The organism is Klebsiella grimontii (assembly GCF_042137965.1).
GTDB classification, from domain to species: Bacteria; Pseudomonadota; Gammaproteobacteria; order Enterobacterales; family Enterobacteriaceae; genus Klebsiella; species Klebsiella grimontii.
The window spans coordinates 4,873,659-4,892,928 of sequence record NZ_CP169721.1 but is presented as its reverse complement, the minus strand read 5'-3'; the positions used below and the strand labels follow the sequence as shown (position 1 = coordinate 4,892,928).

Annotated in this window: 18 protein-coding genes and 1 other annotated feature; of the genes, 14 read left to right on the top strand and 4 right to left on the bottom strand. The window is 55.9% G+C overall.

Annotated elements, in window-relative coordinates; translation table 11 throughout:
• Positions 1 to 2 precede the first annotated feature (2 nt).
• A complete protein-coding gene (gene radA, locus ACE3MN_RS22890) occupies positions 3 to 1,385 on the top strand; it encodes a DNA repair protein RadA (RefSeq protein WP_024360394.1) in 1,383 nt (460 codons plus the stop codon).
• Positions 1,386 to 1,406: 21 nt separating this feature from the next.
• Complete coding sequence (gene nadR, locus ACE3MN_RS22885; RefSeq protein WP_004132285.1) at positions 1,407 to 2,639, top strand: multifunctional transcriptional regulator/nicotinamide-nucleotide adenylyltransferase/ribosylnicotinamide kinase NadR; 1,233 nt, start codon at positions 1,407 to 1,409, stop codon at positions 2,637 to 2,639.
• 98 nt (positions 2,640 to 2,737) lie between these two features.
• Here nadR and ettA read toward each other — a convergent pair whose 3' ends face one another.
• Entirely contained in the window at positions 2,738 to 4,405 is a 1,668-nt protein-coding gene (gene ettA / locus ACE3MN_RS22880; RefSeq protein WP_014227837.1) for an energy-dependent translational throttle protein EttA, read from the bottom strand.
• A 273-nt stretch (positions 4,406 to 4,678) separates the two neighbouring features.
• Between ettA and sltY the strand changes: the two genes are divergently transcribed.
• Together sltY and trpR are read left to right on the top strand one after the other, a co-directional pair.
• Entirely contained in the window at positions 4,679 to 6,616 is a 1,938-nt protein-coding gene (gene sltY, locus ACE3MN_RS22875; protein ID WP_049086192.1) for a murein transglycosylase, read from the top strand.
• Between the two features lie 117 nt (positions 6,617 to 6,733).
• A complete protein-coding gene (gene trpR / locus ACE3MN_RS22870) occupies positions 6,734 to 7,066 on the top strand; it encodes a trp operon repressor (RefSeq protein WP_004132278.1) in 333 nt (110 codons plus the stop codon).
• On the opposite strand, the gene yjjX is transcribed toward trpR, so the two are convergent.
• Positions 7,047 to 7,568: an inosine/xanthosine triphosphatase gene (gene yjjX, locus ACE3MN_RS22865; RefSeq protein WP_004132276.1), complete on the bottom strand. Its 522-nt coding sequence runs from the start codon at positions 7,566 to 7,568 to the stop codon at positions 7,047 to 7,049. The genes trpR and yjjX overlap by 20 nt on opposite strands.
• A 114-nt stretch (positions 7,569 to 7,682) precedes the next feature.
• Here yjjX and gpmB point away from each other — a divergent pair, with 114 nt between their 5' ends.
• Positions 7,683 to 8,330 carry a 2,3-diphosphoglycerate-dependent phosphoglycerate mutase GpmB gene (gene gpmB, locus ACE3MN_RS22860; RefSeq protein ID WP_004128725.1) on the top strand — a complete coding sequence of 216 codons (648 nt, stop codon included), beginning with the start codon at positions 7,683 to 7,685 and terminating at the stop codon, positions 8,328 to 8,330.
• Here gpmB and robA read toward each other — a convergent pair.
• Positions 8,327 to 9,196, bottom strand: coding sequence for an MDR efflux pump AcrAB transcriptional activator RobA (gene robA, locus ACE3MN_RS22855; protein ID WP_004132273.1), 870 nt, complete (start codon positions 9,194 to 9,196; stop codon positions 8,327 to 8,329). The genes gpmB and robA overlap by 4 nt on opposite strands.
• Positions 9,197 to 9,405: 209 nt before the next feature.
• On the opposite strand from robA, the gene creA reads away from it, so the two are divergent.
• Genes creA through creD form a run of 4 tightly spaced genes read left to right on the top strand, consistent with a single transcriptional unit; the run spans position 9,406 to position 13,421 of the window.
• Positions 9,406 to 9,879 carry a protein CreA gene (gene creA, locus ACE3MN_RS22850; protein WP_024360392.1) on the top strand — a complete coding sequence of 158 codons (474 nt, stop codon included), beginning with the start codon at positions 9,406 to 9,408 and terminating at the stop codon, positions 9,877 to 9,879.
• 12 nt (positions 9,880 to 9,891) lie between these two features.
• Positions 9,892 to 10,581, top strand: a complete 690-nt coding sequence (creB, locus tag ACE3MN_RS22845) for a two-component system response regulator CreB (RefSeq protein ID WP_004132269.1) — start codon at positions 9,892 to 9,894, stop codon at positions 10,579 to 10,581.
• Positions 10,581 to 12,005, top strand: coding sequence for a two-component system sensor histidine kinase CreC (gene creC / locus ACE3MN_RS22840; RefSeq protein ID WP_064342146.1), 1,425 nt, complete (start codon positions 10,581 to 10,583; stop codon positions 12,003 to 12,005). Before creB ends, creC begins: the two co-directional genes overlap by 1 nt.
• 57 nt (positions 12,006 to 12,062) lie before the next feature.
• A complete protein-coding gene (gene creD / locus ACE3MN_RS22835; RefSeq protein ID WP_024360390.1) occupies positions 12,063 to 13,421 on the top strand; it encodes a cell envelope integrity protein CreD in 1,359 nt (452 codons plus the stop codon).
• Positions 13,422 to 13,474: 53 nt separating this feature from the next.
• On the opposite strand, the gene arcA is transcribed toward creD, so the two are convergent.
• Complete coding sequence (arcA, locus tag ACE3MN_RS22830; protein WP_004132265.1) at positions 13,475 to 14,191, bottom strand: two-component system response regulator ArcA; 717 nt, start codon at positions 14,189 to 14,191, stop codon at positions 13,475 to 13,477.
• 95 nt (positions 14,192 to 14,286) lie between these two features.
• Between arcA and yjjY the strand changes: the two genes are divergently transcribed.
• The 5 genes from yjjY to thrB all read left to right on the top strand — a co-directional run bounded on the left by yjjY (position 14,287) and on the right by thrB (position 19,268).
• A complete protein-coding gene (gene yjjY, locus ACE3MN_RS22825; RefSeq protein ID WP_001541509.1) occupies positions 14,287 to 14,427 on the top strand; it encodes a protein YjjY in 141 nt (46 codons plus the stop codon).
• A 398-nt stretch (positions 14,428 to 14,825) separates the two neighbouring features.
• The gene (locus ACE3MN_RS22820; protein WP_098067338.1) at positions 14,826 to 15,512 is read left to right on the top strand and encodes a tRNA/rRNA methyltransferase; all 687 of its coding nucleotides are present in this window, start codon (positions 14,826 to 14,828) and stop codon (positions 15,510 to 15,512) included.
• A gap of 212 nt (positions 15,513 to 15,724) precedes the next feature.
• A complete protein-coding gene (gene thrL / locus ACE3MN_RS22815) occupies positions 15,725 to 15,793 on the top strand; it encodes a thr operon leader peptide (RefSeq protein ID WP_004222578.1) in 69 nt (22 codons plus the stop codon).
• Positions 15,732 to 15,849, top strand: a sequence feature (Thr leader region). Its footprint overlaps the gene before it by 62 nt.
• 25 nt (positions 15,850 to 15,874) lie before the next feature.
• A complete protein-coding gene (gene thrA / locus ACE3MN_RS22810; RefSeq protein ID WP_004132830.1) occupies positions 15,875 to 18,337 on the top strand; it encodes a bifunctional aspartate kinase/homoserine dehydrogenase I in 2,463 nt (820 codons plus the stop codon).
• Between the two features lies 1 nt (position 18,338).
• A complete protein-coding gene (thrB, locus tag ACE3MN_RS22805) occupies positions 18,339 to 19,268 on the top strand; it encodes a homoserine kinase (protein ID WP_004132828.1) in 930 nt (309 codons plus the stop codon).
• Positions 19,269 to 19,270 lie beyond the last annotated feature (2 nt).

The window sequence follows — 19,270 nt, the reverse complement described above, 5'->3', positions numbered from 1 at the left end:
ACGTGGCGAAAGCTCCAAAACGCGCATTTGTCTGTAATGAATGCGGTGCGGATTATCCGCGCTGGCAGGGGCAGTGCAGCGCCTGTCATGCCTGGAATACCATAACCGAGATGCGCATTGCCGCTTCGCCGCAGGTGGCAAGAAACGAACGCCTGTCAGGGTATGCCGGTAATGCCGGCGTGTCGAAAGTGCAGAAGCTCTCCGATATCAGCCTCGAAGCGCTGCCGCGTTTTTCGACCGGATTTAAAGAGTTTGACCGCGTGCTCGGCGGCGGCGTGGTGCCGGGAAGCGCGATTCTGATCGGCGGCAACCCCGGCGCGGGTAAGTCGACGCTGCTGCTGCAAACCCTGTGTAAGCTCTCCGAAGGCATGAAAACGCTCTACGTCACCGGGGAAGAGTCGCTTCAGCAGGTGGCGATGCGCGCTCACCGTTTAGGCCTGCCGACGGCCAACCTCAATATGCTGTCAGAAACCAGCATTGAGCAGATTTGCCAGATAGCCGACGAAGAAAAGCCGCAGCTGATGGTTATCGACTCCATCCAGGTCATGCATATGGCCGACGTGCAGTCGTCGCCGGGCAGCGTGGCCCAGGTGCGCGAAACGGCGGCCTATTTAACGCGCTTTGCCAAGACGCGCGGCGTGGCTATCGTCATGGTCGGTCACGTCACCAAAGACGGCTCGCTGGCCGGGCCGAAAGTGCTGGAGCACTGTATCGACTGCTCCGTGCTGCTCGACGGCGACGCCGATTCTCGTTTCCGCACCCTGCGCAGCCATAAAAACCGCTTCGGCGCGGTCAACGAACTGGGCGTATTCGCCATGACCGAGCAGGGGCTGCGTGAGATAAGCAACCCATCGGCCATCTTTCTGAGCCGCGGGGACGAAGTGACCTCCGGCAGTTCGGTGATGGTGGTCTGGGAAGGCACGCGACCGCTGCTGGTGGAGATCCAGGCGCTGGTCGATCACTCGATGATGTCCAACCCGCGCCGCGTGGCGGTGGGGCTGGAGCAAAACCGCCTGGCGATCCTGCTGGCGGTCCTGCATCGTCACGGCGGTCTGCAGATGGCCGACCAGGACGTCTTCGTCAACGTGGTTGGCGGGGTGAAGGTCACCGAAACCAGCGCCGACCTGGCGCTGCTGCTGGCGATGGTATCCAGCCTGCGCGACCGTCCGCTGCCGCAGGATCTGGTCGTCTTCGGCGAAGTGGGGCTGGCAGGCGAAATTCGCCCGGTGCCGAGCGGGCAGGAGCGTATCTCCGAAGCGGCTAAGCATGGTTTTCGTCGGGCGATTGTTCCGGCAGCGAATGTGCCGAAAAAAGCGCCGGAAGGGATGCAAATCTTTGGCGTGAAAAAGCTTGCGGACGCGCTAAGCGTCTTTGACGACTTATAATAAGTGAAAAGGAGACTCGCTATGTCGTCATTTGACTATTTAAAAAGCGCCATTAAGCAGAAGGGCTGTACGCTACAGCAGGTAGCGGACGCCAGCGGGATGACAAAAGGCTATCTGAGCCAGTTGCTGAACGCGAAAATTAAAAGCCCCAGCGCGCAGAAGCTGGAAGCGCTGCACCGGTTTCTCGGGCTGGAGTTTCCGCGTCGGCAAAAAAGCGTTGGCGTGGTATTTGGTAAGTTTTACCCGCTGCATACCGGCCATATCTACTTGATTCAGCGCGCCTGTAGCCAGGTCGATGAGCTGCACATCATTATGGGCTACGACGATCCCCGTGACCGTGAGCTGTTTGAAAAGAGCGCGATGTCGCAGCAGCCGACCGTACCTGACCGCCTGCGCTGGCTGCTGCAAACCTTTAAGTATCAGAAGAATATCCGCATCCACGCCTTCAATGAAGAGGGAATGGAGCCTTATCCGCACGGCTGGGACGTCTGGAGCCGCGGGATCCGCGCCTTTATGAGCGAGAAGGGCATCGAACCTAACTGGATCTACACCTCGGAAGAGGGCGACGCGCCGCAGTATCTGGATCATCTGGGAATTGAAACCGTACTCATCGATCCTAAACGCACCTTTATGAACATCAGCGGCGGGCAGATCCGTGAAAATCCGTTCCGCTACTGGGAATATATTCCTACCGAAGTGAAGCCGTTTTTTGTGCGCACGGTGGCGATCCTCGGCGGTGAGTCGAGCGGTAAATCGACGCTGGTGAATAAGCTATCCAATATCTTTAATACCACCAGCGCCTGGGAATATGGCCGCGACTATGTCTTTTCGCACCTCGGCGGCGATGAGATGGCGCTGCAATACTCCGACTATGACAAGATTGCCCTTGGGCACGCGCAATATATTGATTTCGCGGTGAAGTATGCCAACAAGGTGGCGTTCATCGACACGGATTTTGTCAGCACCCAGGCGTTCTGTCTCAAGTACGAAGGGCGGGAACACCCCTTTGTTCAAGCGCTGATCGACGAGTATCGTTTTGACCTGGTCATCCTGCTGGAAAACAACACGCCGTGGGTAGCCGACGGTTTACGTAGCCTTGGCAGCTCGGTAGACCGCAAGGAGTTTCAGACGATGCTGGTGTCGTTGCTCAAAGAAAACGAGATAGATTTTGTGCATGTGAAAGAGGCCGATTACGATGCCCGCTTCCTGCGCTGCGTTGAGCTGGTAAAAGAGATGATGGGCGAGCAGGGATAGGCCTTCTGCGGCCTGAATGCCTGAGCCGGGCTACAACACTCTCCCGGCGGGAGAGAGGGCAAACACCAAAAAGGGCAACCTGCGTTGCCCTTTTGCTTTTATTTCGCGATACGTTTGTACTTGATACGCTTCGGCTCCAGCGCATCGGCGCCGAGGGTGCGTTTCTTGTACTCTTCGTATTCGGTAAAGTTACCTTCGAAGAACTCCACCTTACCTTCATCCTGGTAGTCCAGAATATGGGTCGCGATGCGGTCGAGGAACCAACGGTCGTGCGAGATAACCATCGCGCAGCCCGGGAACTCCAGCAGGGCGTTTTCCAGCGCGCGCAGGGTTTCGATATCCAGGTCGTTGGTTGGTTCATCAAGCAGCAGGACGTTACCGCCCACCTGCAGCAGCTTCGCCAGATGCAGACGTCCGCGCTCACCGCCGGACAGCTCGCCGACGCGCTTGCCCTGGTCAACCCCTTTGAAGTTAAAGCGGCCCACGTAGGCGCGGCTCGGCATCTCGGTGTTGCCGATCTTCATGATATCCAGCCCGCCGGAAACTTCTTCCCACACGGTTTTGCTGTTGTCCATGGCATCGCGGAACTGATCGACGGAAGCCAGCTTGACGGTTTCACCGAGGGTGATAGAACCGGCGTCAGGCTGTTCCTGACCGGACATCATGCGGAACAGCGTCGATTTACCCGCGCCGTTAGGACCGATGATGCCGACGATAGCGCCTTTCGGTACCGAGAAGCTCAGATCGTCAATCAGCAGACGGTCGCCGTAGGATTTACGCAGGTTGCTGACTTCCACCACTTTATCCCCCAGACGTGCGCCTGGCGGAATAAACAGTTCGTTGGTCTCGTTACGCTTCTGGTACTCAACGTTGTTAAGCTCTTCAAAGCGCGCCAGACGGGCTTTGCCCTTAGACTGACGGCCTTTCGCGCCCTGACGGACCCACTCCAGCTCTTTCTCGATTGACTTACGACGCGCCGCTTCCTGAGACGCTTCCTGCGCCAGACGCTGATCTTTCTGCTCCAGCCAGGAGGAGTAGTTGCCTTCCCACGGAATACCTTCGCCGCGGTCAAGCTCAAGGATCCAGCCGGCGACGTTATCGAGGAAGTAACGGTCGTGGGTGATCGCCACCACGGTGCCTTCGAAGTCGTGCAGGAAGCGTTCCAGCCAGGCCACGGATTCCGCATCCAGGTGGTTGGTCGGTTCGTCGAGCAGCAGCATGTCTGGTTTTTCCAGCAGCAGGCGGCACAGCGCGACGCGGCGGCGTTCACCACCGGAGAGATTGGCGATTTTCGCATCCCAGTCCGGCAGGCGCAGAGCATCGGCGGCGCGTTCCAGCTGCACGTTCAGGTTATGCCCGTCGTGCGCCTGGATAATTTCTTCGAACTTGCCCTGCTGGGCGGCGAGCTTGTCGAAGTCGGCATCCGGCTCCGCGTATTTGGCGTACACCTCGTCCAGGCCTTTCAGCGCATTGACCACTTCGGCCACCGCTTCTTCAACAGACTCACGTACGGTCTGCTCCGGATTGAGCTGCGGCTCCTGCGGCAGATAGCCGATTTTCAGGCCCGGCTGCGGACGCGCTTCGCCTTCGATATCGGTATCGATGCCGGCCATAATACGCAGCAGGGTCGACTTACCGGCGCCGTTCAGACCGAGAACGCCGATTTTTGCGCCAGGGAAAAAACTCAGGGAGATATTTTTCAGAATATGACGTTTCGGCGGAACCACTTTGCCGACACGATGCATGGTATAAACGAATTGAGCCACGTTGGACTTCGCCTCTTTTATATACTCTTCATCCCTCAGGCTAGCTTAATGCAGCCAGAATGATATTGAGTAGGGTAGTGAATAGTTTTCAAAGGCGAAGTGTAGCCTTTTTCGCGCTTTAATCCCAGCGAGGCGATGGGATTCACAAAAGAGTAAAAAAATGTCCGGGACGTGGCGCGATTCGCGTTGTCTGATTAGCATATCTACGTAATACCTGAAATTTTTTCCCGCGGCATGATGCTGCTGTGGTGTACCTGAATAGAGGAAGAGCTTGTGGAAAAAGCCAAAACTGTGACGTGGCGTCTTCTGGCCGCCGGCGTAAGTCTGCTGACGTTAAGCCAACTGGCGCATGCGGATTCACTGGATGAACAGCGCAGCCGCTATGCTCAAATTAAACAGGCGTGGGACGGTCGACAGATGGATGTCGTTAATCAGCTGATGCCCACGCTAACGACCTATCCGCTCTATCCTTATCTCCAGTACCGGCAGATTACCGACGATCTGATGAACCAGCCGGCGCTGGTGGTGACCAATTTTATTGCCGCCAATCCTACGCTGCCTCCCGCACGATCGCTGAAATCACGGTTCGTCAACGAACTGGCGCGCCGCAGCGACTGGCGCGGCCTGCTGGCCTTCAGCCCGGATAAGCCGACCGGCACCGAGGCGCAGTGCAATTACTACTATGCGAAATGGAACGTCGGCCAGGCTCAGGAAGCCTGGGATGGGGCGAAAGCGCTGTGGCTGAGCGGCAAAAGCCAGCCAAACGCCTGTGACCAGCTGTTTGGCGCCTGGCGCGCCTCCGGTCAGCAGGATCCGCTGGCCTACCTTGAACGCATTCGCCTGGCGATGAAAGCCGGCAATACCAGCCTGGTACGGGTTCTGGCCCAGCAGATGCCGGCCGACTATCAAACCATTGCCACGGCGGTCATCGCGCTGGCTGACGATCCCAATAGCGTGATGACCTTCGCCCGCACAACCGGCGCGACGGATTTCACTCGCCAGATGGCGGCGGTCGCGTTTGCCAGCGTTGCCCGGCAGGATGTGGAAAACGCGCGCCTGATGATCCCCTCACTAGCGCAGGCGCAGCAGCTCAATGAAGATCAGATTCAGGAGCTGCGGGATATCGTCGCCTGGCGCCTGATGGGCAGCGATGTGACCGAAGAGCAGGCCATCTGGCGCGACGACGCCATTATGCGTTCGCAATCCACCTCGCTGGTGGAGCGCCGGGTACGTATGGCGCTGGGGCTTGGGGATCGCCGTGGCCTGAACACCTGGCTGGCGCGTTTACCGATGGAGGCGAAAGAGAAGGACGAATGGCGCTATTGGCAGGCCGATCTGCTGCTGGAACGCGGACGTGATGACGAAGCGAAAGATATTCTGCGCTCGCTGATGCAGCAGCGCGGCTTTTATCCCATGGTCGCCGCCCAGCGCCTTGGCGAGGAGTACACCTTCCGTGTCGACAAAGCGCCGGCGAATCTCGACCCGACGCTGACCTCGGGGCCGGAAATGGCGCGGGTCCGCGAGCTGATGTACTGGAATATGGATAATACCGCCCGCAGCGAGTGGGCAAACCTGGTGACCAGCAAAACCAAAGATCAGCAGGCGCAGCTGGCTCGTTACGCGTTTAATCAGGACTGGTGGGATCTGAGCGTCCAGGCCACCATCGCCGGAAAACTGTGGGATCAGCTGGAAGAGCGTTTCCCGCTGGCCTATAACGACCTCTTTACCCGCTACATCAGCGGTAAAGATATTCCGCAAAGCTACGCGATGGCCATCGCGCGCCAGGAGAGCGCCTGGAACCCGAAAGCCGGTTCACCGGTTGGCGCCCGCGGTCTGATGCAGATTATGCCGGGTACGGCAACGCATACGGTGAGCATGTTCAGTATTCCCGGCTATAGCGGTCCGTCGCAGTTGCTGGATCCGGAAATGAACATCAACATTGGTACCAGCTATCTGCAATATGTTTACCAGCAGTTTGGCAATAACCGAATCTTCGCCTCTGCGGCCTATAACGCCGGTCCTGGGCGAGTGCGCACCTGGCGGGGCAACAGCGGCGGACGCATTGATGCGGTGGCGTTCATCGAGAGCATTCCGTTCTCTGAAACGCGCGGCTATGTGAAAAACGTTCTGTCCTATGATGCCTACTATCGCTATTTTATGGGTCAGAAAGACACGTTGCTGAGCGATGCGGAGTGGAAGCTGCGCTATTAATACAGCCTCCTTCGGGCAACATCGGATTTCGCGATGTTGCCCGAAATCCGTAGAGTCCGGACAGAAGTATGTTATGCTTTGTACTCGTTAGTGAGTACATTCGACAGGTGGCGTAACATGACCCAACAATCCCCCTATTCAGCGGCGGTGGCCGAACAGCGTCATCAGGAGTGGCTGCGTTTTGTCGCCCTCCTGCAGCAGGCGTACGCCGACGATCTCCATCTGCCGCTTTTACAGCTCATGCTGACGCCCGACGAGCGCGAGGCGCTCGGCACGCGGGTGCGCATCATTGAAGAACTACTGCGCGGCGAGATGAGCCAGCGCGAGCTGAAAAACGAACTCGGCGCCGGGATCGCCACCATTACCCGCGGTTCGAACAGCCTCAAATCGGCACCGGCGGAGCTACGTCTGTGGCTGGAGCAGGCGTTGATTAAAGCTGACGATAAATAGCGTTATGGAACGGGCTTAGCGCCAGCACGACGGCCTGATGATAAACGCTGCTGCGGGTGAGCTTGCCGGCCGTGAATACGCCGATAGCGCCCTCTTTGCGGCCAATTTCATCGATGCCGGTATGCTGAGACATCACCGGCCCCAGGGCTTCTCCTGCCTGGACTTTTTCAAGAATAACCTGCGGTAGCGGCAGGGTCGCCGAGCGCGCTTCGCCGCGCAGGCTGCCGTCGTCGATCGTCACCCAGCTAAAGGTGCTGCCTTCGTCGATGCCGGCTTCAATGGCGACCCAGAAGTCCGCGTTTGGCCGCGCACGACGCGCGTTAGCCACGCGATTTCGTGCGCCAGCGCGCGTTTCGTCGCTGCCAAAAGGCTGTTCCGGCACGCCGCTCTCGACGGAGACGGACTCAATGTGGCAGGATCCTTCGCCGAAGATCTCGTTAAAAGCCTGCAGAATTGCCTGAATTTTGGCGGGATTAGTGGTAGCTGAGACAACATGGTGCATAATCAAAACAACTCAGAATTACTAAACATCATCGCAGTATACTCCAAATCATTCTTGCTGCAGGCGGCTATGCTTGTAGCTCGAGGGTTAAGAGCTCAGAACGGATAATAAAGCATGTTACAGGTATACCTTGTTCGCCACGGTGAAACGCAGTGGAACGCCGAGCGACGTATTCAGGGCCAGTCCGACAGCCCGCTTACCGCCCACGGTGAGCGTCAGGCCTGGCAGGTGGGCGAGCGCGCCAGAACGTTGGGAATTACGCATATTATCGCCAGCGATTTAGGCCGCACGCGCCGTACCGCAGAAATCATCGCTGAAGCCTGCGGATGCAGCGTCGTGACCGATTCACGCTTGCGTGAGCTGGATATGGGCGTGCTTGAAAAGCGCCATATCGACTCGCTGAGCGAAGAAGAGGAGGGCTGGCGTCGACAGCTGGTTAACGGCACGCCCGACGGGCGTATCCCGCAGGGGGAGTCAATGCAGGAGCTGAGCGAGCGTATGCACGCGGCGCTGACGTCTTGTCTGGAACTGCCCGCGGGTAGCCGACCGCTGCTGGTGAGCCACGGGATGGCGCTGGGATGTCTGGTGAGTACGATTCTTGGTCTGCCCGCTTACGCGGAGCGTCGCCTGCGTCTACGCAACTGCTCTATTTCCCGCGTTGACTATCAGCAAAGCCCCTGGCTGGCGTCGGGATGGGTGGTGGAAACCGCGGGGGATGTGTCGCATCTTGATGCCCCCGCGATGGATGAGCTCCAGCGTTAACGACGAATCGGGATCAGGTATTCGCAGCGCAGCTGAATAGGCGGTTCCTGATTCCGGCTTTCATCTTCCGGGAAGAAACGTTCAATATCCAGGCCCTTACGACGGGTGAGGTTAAGCATCGGCATGCAGGTGCCGTAAACCGTCAGAATAAATTCCTGCAGCCCGGTGCCCAAACCTTCGTAGGTAAACATCACGTATTCGCCGCCTTCCAGCGTTACCGGATGGGCGTTATGCAGGTGGCCGTTTGCCAGCTCCGGCGTCAGCGCGGTGGTGTAAAACACCTCTTGCTCATCGTCTTTATCGAGGCTAGGACGCGGCTCATGCAGGCCGTACAGCGTCGGAGGAATCGATGGCGTATTGGCGAGGAATTCCCGCCAGAACTGGACGCGCATCTGATTACGGAAATCGGAGATCTCCTCCAGCTTACAGGTATAGCTCTGGGTGACGCCGACCAGCTGAGTGGTGTTCAGCGTGACGAATTCATAGTGCGGCATGGTGAACTCGCCCAGACGCAGCGGAGGGCGCATACCGTAGGAACTCCAGTCGGGAGAGCGTCGGTAGAGGGCTGGCGTCAACGAAAACTGCTTTTTAAAGGCGCGAGTAAAAGTCTGCTGCGAGTCAAAGCGATACTGCAGCGCAATATCAAGAATCGGACGCGCGGTCAGGCGTAGGGCAACCGCCGACTTAGATAAGCGACGGGCGCGAATATAGGCACCGATAGCATGGCCGGTCACGTCCTTGAACATTCTTTGCAGATGCCACTTGGAATAGCCCGCCTTCGCTGCCACATTGTCCAGTGAGAGAGGCTGATCCAGGTGACCTTCCAGCCAGCTAAGGAGATCGCGAATAATCCCTGCTTGATCCATAAAATATCCCCATCCTTAAACTCAGGTGCCTGATACTAAAGGTAGCGGATAATAGCATTTTTTGATGTTTTAGCATTCAGTGTTTTTTTTGCTTTTAAATGCGATTCTTCCAGAAGTTTCGGTGGTAATTTTGTAAAGCTGTGATCTATAAAACTTTTCTTCTTAATGTGTGATAATCACTCAGCTAAATTTTTAAGAATGGTAACAATATGAAATACAAGAAGTTAGTGGCGGGAATGCTTTTGCTGGCGGGCTGCCAGATGGCGCAGGCGGAACAAATCGGCTCTGTGGATACCGTATTTAAGTTCCTTGGACCGGATCATAAAATCGTCGTCGAGGCCTTTGACGACCCGGACGTTCAGAACGTCACCTGCTACATCAGCCGGGCGAAAACCGGAGGAATTAAAGGCGGGTTAGGGCTGGCGGAAGACACCTCTGATGCCGCTATTTCCTGTCAGCAGGTGGGGCCGATTGAGCTGGCGGATAAAATCAAAAACGGTAAAACGCAGGGCGATGTGGTGTTCCAGAAACGGACCTCGCTGGTATTTAAAAAACTGCAGGTCGTGCGTTTTTACGATGCCAAACGCAATGCGCTGATCTATTTGACCTATTCGGATAAAATCGTCGATGGCTCGCCGAAAAATGCGCTTAGCGCCGTGCCGATTATGCCATGGAATAAATAACAGGGAACGCCGATGCAACAACCGCGGATCTGGTTGGTGGAAGATGAGATGAGTATCGCCGATACGCTCGTCTACATGCTGCAACAGGAAGGATTTATCGTTACGGCGTTCGAGCGCGGGCTCCCTGCGCTGGACGCGGCGCATCATCACCAACCCGACCTCGCGATTCTGGACGTCGGCCTGCCTGATATCAGCGGGTTTGAGCTATGTCGGCGACTGCTGGCCCGCTATCCGGCGCTGCCGGTGCTGTTCCTGACGGCCCGCAGCGAAGAGGTGGATAAGCTGCTCGGTCTGGAAATCGGCGCTGATGATTATATCGCCAAGCCATTTTCCCCCCGTGAAGTTTGCGCCAGGGTTCGCACCGTCCTGCGGCGGCTGCAGAAATTCGCCGCCCCTTCACCGCTTTTGCGCGTGGGGGAATTCACATTGAATGACGCCGCGGCTCAGGTTACGTGGTGCGGCCAGGGTCTGAATCTGACCCGCTATGAGTTTTTATTATTAAAAACGCTACTTCATTCTCCTGGGCGCATTTTTTCCCGCCAGCTGCTGCTGGAGAAAGTATGGGGCGACGCGAACGAGAGCTTCGATCGTACCGTTGATACCCATATCAAAACGCTGCGCGCTAAGCTGCGAGAAGTGAATCCCGATCTCTCCCCGATCAACACGCACCGCGGTATGGGATACAGCCTTGGAGGCTTCTGATGCGCATCGGTATGCGGCTGCTGATGGGCTACTTTTTGATAGTGGCGATCGCTGCCTGGTTTGTGCTTTCTATCTTCGTTCAGGAGATTAAACCCGGGGTTCGGCGCGCAACGGAAGGGACGCTGATTGATACGGCGACCCTGCTTGCCGAGCTGGCCCGTGAGGATTTACTCTCCGCCGATCCCCAGCACGGGCGCCTGGCCCAGGCTTTTCAAACGCTGCATCGCCAGCCGATCAACGCCAATATTGCCGGCATTAAGAAAGTTCGCAACGAATATCACGTCTATATGACCGATGCGCAGGGCAAGGTGGTGTTTGATTCCGCGGGCAACGCGCAGGGGCAAGACTATTCGCGCTGGAACGATGTCTGGCTCACTTTACGCGGGCAATACGGGGCGCGCAGCACGCGAAGCGATCCGAACGATGATAATAGCTCGGTGATGTATATTGCCGCGCCGGTGACGGATAACGGTCGAATCATTGGCGTGCTCAGCGTCGGAAAACCTAATCTGGCCATGGCGCCGGTCATCAAACGCAGCGAGCGGCGTATTCTGTGGGCCGGAGGGGCGCTGCTGGGGATCGCGCTACTGATCGGCGTTGCGATGGTATGGTGGATTAACTTTTCCATCGGCAAGCTGGTTCGCTACGCCGACTCCGTGACCGCCGACCGTCCGCTTCCGTTGCCGGACGCGGGCAGCAGCGAACTGCGCAAGCTGGCGCAGGCGCTGGAAAGTATGCGTCTTAAGCTTGAAGGTAAAAACGCGATTGAAAACTACGTTTATGCGCTGACCCATGAACTGAAGAGCCCGCTGGCGGCGATTCGCGGCGCGGCAGAAATTCTTCGGGAGGCGCCTCCGCCTGAGGTCGCCGCGCGTTTTACTCGCAATATCCTGGCGCAGAATGCGCGCATGCAGGCACTGGTGGAAAATTTACTTCAGCAGGCCCGGCTGGAGAATCGGCTGGAGATCGCCCAACGTCCCGTCTCCGTCGCTGCGCTTTTTCGTCGTCTGGCCGAGGAGCGCGACATCGCGCTGGCGGCGAAAAACCTCACGCTGCGTTGGCAGGAAACGTCTCTGACGGTAGAGGGCGATGGTGAGCTCCTGGCGCAAGCATTGGGTAATCTGCTTGATAATGCTATCGATTTCACTCCTGCCGAAGGGGAGATTGTTCTTGGCGCGGAAGACGGTGATGGCGGCGTGCGATTAACCGTATGCGATACGGGAAGCGGCATTCCCGACTACGCGCTAGGGCGTATTTTTGAGCGTTTCTATTCTCTTCCCCGTGACAATGGCCAAAAAAGCAGCGGCCTGGGGCTGGCGTTTGTTCGTGAAGTTGCGCGCCTGCATCAGGGCGATATCGAGCTGGTTAATCGCCCGGAAGGCGGCGTGTGCGCTTTGCTGAGACTTCACGCTCACTTCACATAGCTTCAAATTCTCCACACATAGCCCCTTTAAGGTAAGCGCATTACTAAGGAGAGGGCTATGTTGAAATCACCACTATTCTGGAAAATGAGCACCCTGCTGGGGTGTATTTTACTGTTATCGATCCCGCTGATGATCGTCCGGCAGCTGATCGTTGAACGCGCGGATTATCGCAGCGAAGTCATCGAAGCTCTGGAGAACAGTACCAGCGGATCGCAGAAACTGGTCGGGCCGCTGATCGCCATTCCCGTGACCGAGGTATTGACCCGCATTGAGGATAAAAAAGAGGTCACATATCAACGTCACTGGCTGCATTACTGGTTACCTGAGTCGCTGGCGATAGCCGGAAAACAGAACGTTGAATCCAGAAAAATAGGGATTTATGAAGGCCAAATCTGGCACAACGATCTGGGGATTAAGGCGCAATTTGATGTTTCCCGTCTGGCTGAACTCAGAAAAGATAATATTACGTTAGGTAAACCGGTTATGGTGGTCGGCGTTAGCGATGCACGCGGGATTGGCACCATTATTGCTCCGAAAATTAACGGAGAGGCACTCCCAGTGGAGCCCGGAATCGGTATCAGCGGCAGCGGAGAGGGAATTCATATGCCAATGCCGCTGTTAACTCCTCAACAAAAAACGCTGGATGTTGAATTCACACTCAACCTGAACGGAACCGGAAGCTTCTCAGTCGCGCCGCTCGGACGCAATAGCCAATTACAGCTGACCAGTAACTGGGCGCATCCTGGTTTCCTGGGCGATTTTCTCCCGGTTAGTCGTGAGGTTTCCCCATCAGGTTATAGCGCCCGCTGGCAGAGTAGCTGGTTTGCGAACAATATGGCCCGGTTTTTTATGGACGATCGCGAGATTGAGTGGCGTCAACTGCCTGCTTTCAACGTTAACGTTACGACGCCGGCCGATCGGTACCAGCTGACCGATAGGGCGACAAAGTATGCCATTCTATTAATCTCCCTTACGTTTATGGCGTTTTTCGTTTTCGAGAGCCTGACTCAGTGCCGTTTACACCCGATGCAGTATCTGCTGGTTGGTTTGTCGCTAGTGATGTTCTATCTGATATTACTGGCCCTGTCCGAGCATATTCGCTTTACGCCGTCATGGATTGTTGCCAGCCTGATAGGGGCGCTGATCAATGGGGTTTATCTGAATGCGGTGCTGAAGGGATGGCTTAACAGCTTTCTTTTTGTCTGCGCATTGCTGCTGCTGGATGGCGTTATGTGGATGCTATTGCGTTCGGAAGATAGCGCGCTGCTATTGGGAACGGGAGTGCTACTGCTGGCGCTCAGCGCGCTGATGTTCCTGACCCGTCGCGTTGACTGGTACACGCTATCTCTCCCGAAGCCAAAAGAGAGGCAGCCCGAGGGCGGTGATGATGACGATAAGTTGAGGATCTGGAAATAAAAAAACGGCGCGAATTGCGCCGTTTTTACGTTATGACAGCAAGAAAAATGATGTTATTCCTGCAGATCTCCACAGAAGCGGTACCCCTCGCCATGGATGGTGGCGATAATTTCCGGGGTGTCCGGAGTGGATTCAAAATGCTTACGAATGCGACGGATGGTCACGTCCACGGTGCGGTCGTGCGGCTTCAGCTCACGGCCGGTCATTTTTTTCAGCAGTTCCGCGCGTGACTGGATTTTGCCCGGATTTTCGCAGAAGTGCAGCATGGCGCGGAATTCACTGCGCGGCAGCTTGTACTGCTCACCATTAGGGCTAACCAGCGAACGGCTATTGATATCCAGCTCCCAGCCGTTGAACTTATAGCTTTCTACACTGCGGCGTTCTTCACTCGGGGTACCCAAATTCATGGTACGGGAGAGCAGGTTGCGCGCGCGAATCGTCAGTTCACGTGGGTTGAACGGTTTAGTGATATAGTCATCGGCGCCAATTTCGAGGCCGAGGATCTTATCCACTTCGTTATCGCGGCCGGTGAGGAACATCAGCGCGACGTCCGCCTGCTCACGCAGCTCGCGTGCTAACAGGAGACCATTTTTGCCTGGCAGGTTGATATCCATGATCACCAGGTTGATATCATTTTCAGACAGGATCTGATGCATTTCCGCGCCATCGGTCGCTTCGAATACATCATAACCTTCTGCTTCGAAAATACTTTTTAACGTGTTGCGTGTTACCAACTCGTCTTCAACGATAAGAATGTGCGGGGTCTGCATGTTTGCTACCTAAATTGCCAACTAAATCGAAACAGGAAGTACCAAAGTCCCTGACCTGCCTGGTGCATGTCGCAAATTAACATGCCCGGCGTAACATGACTAAAGTACGTAATTGCGTTCTTGATGCACTTTCCATCAACGTCAACAACATCATTAGCTTGGTCGTGGGTACTTTCCCTCTGGACCCGACGGTGTCAAAAACGGCTGTCATCCTAACCATTTTAACAGCAACATAACAGGCTAAGTGAGGCATGACACCCAATAAAACTACGCTTCGTTGACATATATCAAGTTCAATTGTAGCACGTTAACAGTCTTGTGAAATCATTGCATCTAAACGGGATTCATCGTCACAATTCATATCCTGCACAATTAGTTGCGCTAAGAAAATAATAAACGTGATGAATCCAAAGCCTCAAAACGTATTCGGACATAAATTTCATTGCCAAACATACGGATAAAGCCGTTCTGTTAACATACTCTGTGACATGGTGCCTTGGGAATAGTTTAGTTTTTTTTATGGGTGATAAAGCTCAAATTTAGTGATTTTTGTTGCAAATTTGTAAATTCACGGCGCGTAATATGAAGGGAAAAATCGTCATTCCCGCCGCCTAAAAAGTAAAAGAGAAACCAAATGCGTTTATCAATTGTATTAGTCTCCCCGGCTCGGGCAGAAAACGTGGGCGCGGCAGCCAGAGCGATGAAAACAATGGGGTTTAGCGATATGCGTATCGTCGATAGCGATGCTCATTTGCAGCCTGCGGCGCGCTGGGTCGCGCACGGTTCTGGCGAGATCCTCGATAATGTTAAAACTTATGCCACGTTAGAGCAGGCGCTGCACGATGTCGATTTTACCGTCGCTACGACCGCCCGTAGCCGGGCGCGTTTTCACTACTACGCAACGCCGCAACAGCTCTTGCCGCTGCTGGAAGAAAAAGCGCAGTGGATGCATCATGCCGCGCTGGTGTTTGGCCGGGAAGATTCCGGATTAACCAATGAAGAGCTGGCCCTTGCCGATGTGCTGAGCGGCGTGCAGATGGTGGCTGACTATCCCTCGCTCAATCTGGGGCAGTCGGTGATGGTCTATTGCTATCAGCTGACTTCGTTGCTGCAGAATACCCCGTCAACATCCGCCAGCGGGGATGACAATCAGCTGCAGGCGCTACGCCTTCGCACTCGCGATCTGCTCGAGCGCCTCGGCGTGGAGGACGATATAAAACTGACCGACTGGCTCCAGCAGCGAATGGGTCTTTTGCAGCAGCGGGACACCGCCATGCTGCATCGTTTACTGCACGATATTGAAAAAAACCTTCCAGATTAAAGTTCCGTCATATTATTTTCATATGGTCTTATGTGCTAATTATTGGCCTCCTGATGCGCAAATGCGGATGAATTATCAGGGGGCCATGGCGTATTGGCCAGGTGTGAAAAAATGGGTCAAAAGTAGAAATTCGTTGACTTAAGTCGACAGATACTTTAACCAATATAGGCACAGGACACAGACAGATAAAAATTACAGAGTACACAACATCCATGAATCGCATCGGCATGATCACCACGATTATCACCACCACTATTACCACAGGTAACGGTGCGGGCTGACGCGTACAGGAAACACAGAAAAAAGCCCGCACCTGAACAGTGCGGGCTTTTTTTTCGATAAAAAATCAAGGGGTCATAACCATGCGTGTGTTGAAGTTCGGCGGTACATCAGTGGCAAATGCAGAACGTTTTCTGCGCGTTGCCGATATTCTGGAGAGTAATGCCAGGCAGGGGCAGGTAGCGACCGTACTGTCTGCCCCGGCGAAGATCACTAATCACCTGGTTGCCATGATCGAAAAAACCATTGGCGGGCAGGATGCGCTGACCAATATCGCCGATGCCGAACGCATTTTCGCCGAACTTCTGCAAGGTCTCGCCGATGCACAACCGGGTTTTCCGCTCGCGCAGCTGAAAGCTTTTGTTGAGCAGGAATTCGCACAAATCAAACACGTTCTGCACGGCATTAGCCTGCTTGGGCAGTGCCCGGATAGCGTTAACGCGTCCCTTATTTGCCGGGGAGAAAAGCTCTCTATCGCCATTATGGCCGGCTTGCTGGAAGCGCGCGGTCATAACGTCACGGTGATTAACCCGGTTGAAAAATTGCTGGCCGTTGGCCATTACCTCGAATCCACCGTTGATATCGCTGAGTCGACTCGCCGCATTGCCGCCAGCCAGATCCCGGCGGACCATATGGTGCTGATGGCGGGCTTCACCGCGGGTAACGAAAAAGGTGAGCTGGTGGTGCTGGGCCGTAATGGCTCTGATTACTCCGCCGCGGTGCTGGCCGCCTGCCTGCGCGCCGACTGCTGCGAGATCTGGACCGACGTTGACGGCGTTTATACCTGTGACCCGCGTCAGGTCCCGGATGCGCGTTTGCTGAAGTCGATGTCCTATCAGGAAGCGATGGAGCTGTCCTACTTCGGCGCTAAAGTTTTGCACCCGCGTACTATCGCCCCTATCGCCCAGTTCCAGATCCCCTGTTTAATCAAAAATACCGGCAATCCGCAGGCTCCGGGTACGCTTATCGGCGCCAGCCGCGATGAAGACGACCTGCCGGTGAAAGGGATCTCCAACCTCAATAACATGGCGATGTTCAACGTCTCCGGTCCGGGGATGAAGGGCATGGTTGGCATGGCGGCGCGGGTGTTTGCCACCATGTCCCGCGCGGGAATTTCAGTGGTGCTTATCACCCAGTCCTCTTCCGAATACAGCATCAGTTTCTGCGTACCGCAGAGCGACTGCGCCCGGGCGAAGCGGGTGATGGAAGATGAATTTTATCTGGAGCTGAAAGAGGGGCTGCTTGAGCCGCTGTCGATAATGGAGCGTCTGGCGATTATTTCCGTTGTCGGTGACGGTATGCGCACGCTGCGCGGCATCTCTGCGAAGTTCTTCGCTGCGCTGGCCCGCGCCAATATCAACATTGTCGCCATTGCCCAGGGTTCTTCCGAGCGCTCTATCTCCGTTGTCGTCAGCAACGATGACGCCACCACCGGCGTGCGCGTGACCCACCAGATGCTGTTCAATACCGATCAGGTTATTGAAGTGTTTGTCATTGGTATCGGCGGCGTCGGCGGCGCGTTGATCGAACAGATCAAACGCCAGCAGAGCTGGCTGAAGAGTAAGCATATCGATCTGCGCGTTTGCGGCGTGGCCAACTCTCGCGCTTTACTGACTAACGTACACGGCCTGAACCTTGAACACTGGCGCGACGAGCTGGCGGAAGCCAAAGAGGCGTTCAATCTGGGCCGACTCATTCGTCTGGTGAAAGAGTACCATCTGTTGAATCCGGTGATTGTCGACTGTACCTCCAGCCAGGCCGTGGCCGATCAGTACGCCGATTTCCTGCGCGAAGGGTTCCACGTGGTCACGCCGAACAAAAAGGCCAATACCTCATCGCTGGATTACTATCATCAGCTGCGCCACGCCGCGAGCAGCTCACGGCGTAAGTTTTTATACGACACCAACGTCGGCGCGGGGCTGCCGGTTATCGAAAACCTGCAAAATCTGCTGAACGCGGGCGATGAGCTGCTGCGCTTTTCCGGTATTCTGTCCGGCTCGCTGTCGTTTATCTTCGGTAAGCTCGATGAGGGCGTGAGCTTCTCTGAGGCGACCAGGCTGGCGCGTGAGATGGGCTATACCGAACCGGATCCGCGCGACGATCTTTCTGGCGTTGATGTCGCGCGTAAGCTGCTGATCCTCGCGCGTGAAACCGGACGTGAGCTCGAACTGTCTGACATTATCGTGGAACCGGCGCTGCCGGCGGGGTTTGATGCCAGCGGCGATGTCGACAGCTTTATGGCGCGGTTGCCTTCTCTGGATGATGAGTTTGCCTCGCGGGTCGCCAAAGCGCGCGATGAAGGTAAAGTCTTGCGCTATGTCGGTAATATCGAAGAGGATGGCACCTGTCGCGTCAAAATCGCCGCGGTTGACGGCAACGATCCGCTGTTCAAAGTGAAAAACGGCGAGAATGCGCTGGCGTTTTACAGCCACTATTACCAGCCGCTGCCGCTGGTGCTGCGCGGTTATGGCGCGGGGAACGATGTGACGGCGGCTGGCGTTTTCGCCGACCTGCTGCGTACCCTGTCATGGAAGTTAGGAGTTTAAGATGGTCAAAGTATATGCCCCGGCTTCCAGTGCCAATATGAGCGTCGGGTTTGACGTGCTGGGCGCTGCGGTGACGCCGGTTGACGGCACGCTGCTGGGGGACAACGTCTCCGTTGAGGCGGCGGCGAGCTTTAGCCTGCAAAACGTGGGTCGCTTCGCCAGCAAGCTGCCGACGGCGCCGCAGGAAAACATCGTCTATCAATGCTGGGAGCGCTTTTGCCAGGAGATTGGCAAGAAGGTACCGGTGGCGATGACGCTGGAAAAAAACATGCCGATCGGTTCCGGGCTGGGCTCCAGCGCTTGTTCCGTGGTCGCCGCGCTGGTGGCGATGAATGAGTTCTGCGGCAAGCCGCTCAATGAGAGCCGAATGCTGGCGCTGATGGGCGAGATGGAAGGGCGGATTTCCGGCAGTATCCATTACGATAACGTCGCGCCGTGCTATCTTGGCGGGATACAGCTGATGCTTGAGGAAAACGGCATCATCAGCCAGCAGATTCCGTCCTTCGATGAGTGGCTGTGGGTGCTGGCCTATCCGGGGATTAAGGTCTCAACGGCGGAAGCGCGGGCAATTTTGCCGGCGCAGTATCGCCGTCAGGACTGTATTGCCCACGGTCGTCACCTGGCGGGCTTTATTCACGCCTGCTATTCCCGTCAGCCTCAGCTGGCGGCGAAATTGATGAAAGACGTGATTGCCGAACCGTATCGTACCAAACTACTGCCGGGCTTCAGCGAAGCGCGTCAGGCAGCAATGGAAATTGGCGCGCAGGCGTGCGGCATTTCCGGTTCCGGTCCAACCTTGTTCGCATTATGCGATAAACCGGAAACCGCGCAGCGCGTCGCCGACTGGCTGGCTACGCACTATCTGCAAAATCAGGAAGGCTTCGTTCATATTTGCCGGCTGGACACGGCGGGCGCTCGAGTAGTGGGATAACC

Excerpts from the sequence above, each read along its gene's own strand:
- creA (WP_024360392.1), top strand. The coding sequence starts at position 9,406 with ATGAAATACAAGAAGTTAGTGGCGGGAATGCTTTTGCTGGCGGGCTGC.
- nadR (WP_004132285.1), top strand. The coding sequence starts at position 1,407 with ATGTCGTCATTTGACTATTTAAAAAGCGCCATTAAGCAGAAGGGCTGT.
- yjjX (WP_004132276.1), bottom strand. The coding sequence starts at position 7,568 with ATGCACCATGTTGTCTCAGCTACCACTAATCCCGCCAAAATTCAGGCA.
- arcA (WP_004132265.1), bottom strand. The coding sequence starts at position 14,191 with ATGCAGACCCCGCACATTCTTATCGTTGAAGACGAGTTGGTAACACGC.
- robA (WP_004132273.1), bottom strand. The coding sequence starts at position 9,196 with ATGGATCAAGCAGGGATTATTCGCGATCTCCTTAGCTGGCTGGAAGGT.
- thrB (WP_004132828.1), top strand. The coding sequence starts at position 18,339 with ATGGTCAAAGTATATGCCCCGGCTTCCAGTGCCAATATGAGCGTCGGG.
- trpR (WP_004132278.1), top strand. The coding sequence starts at position 6,734 with ATGACCCAACAATCCCCCTATTCAGCGGCGGTGGCCGAACAGCGTCAT.
- gpmB (WP_004128725.1), top strand. The coding sequence starts at position 7,683 with ATGTTACAGGTATACCTTGTTCGCCACGGTGAAACGCAGTGGAACGCC.
- creC (WP_064342146.1), top strand. The coding sequence starts at position 10,581 with ATGCGCATCGGTATGCGGCTGCTGATGGGCTACTTTTTGATAGTGGCG.
- ACE3MN_RS22820 (WP_098067338.1), top strand. The coding sequence starts at position 14,826 with ATGCGTTTATCAATTGTATTAGTCTCCCCGGCTCGGGCAGAAAACGTG.
- thrA (WP_004132830.1), top strand. The coding sequence starts at position 15,875 with ATGCGTGTGTTGAAGTTCGGCGGTACATCAGTGGCAAATGCAGAACGT.
- creB (WP_004132269.1), top strand. The coding sequence starts at position 9,892 with ATGCAACAACCGCGGATCTGGTTGGTGGAAGATGAGATGAGTATCGCC.
- yjjY (WP_001541509.1), top strand. The coding sequence starts at position 14,287 with ATGACTAAAGTACGTAATTGCGTTCTTGATGCACTTTCCATCAACGTC.
- creD (WP_024360390.1), top strand. The coding sequence starts at position 12,063 with ATGTTGAAATCACCACTATTCTGGAAAATGAGCACCCTGCTGGGGTGT.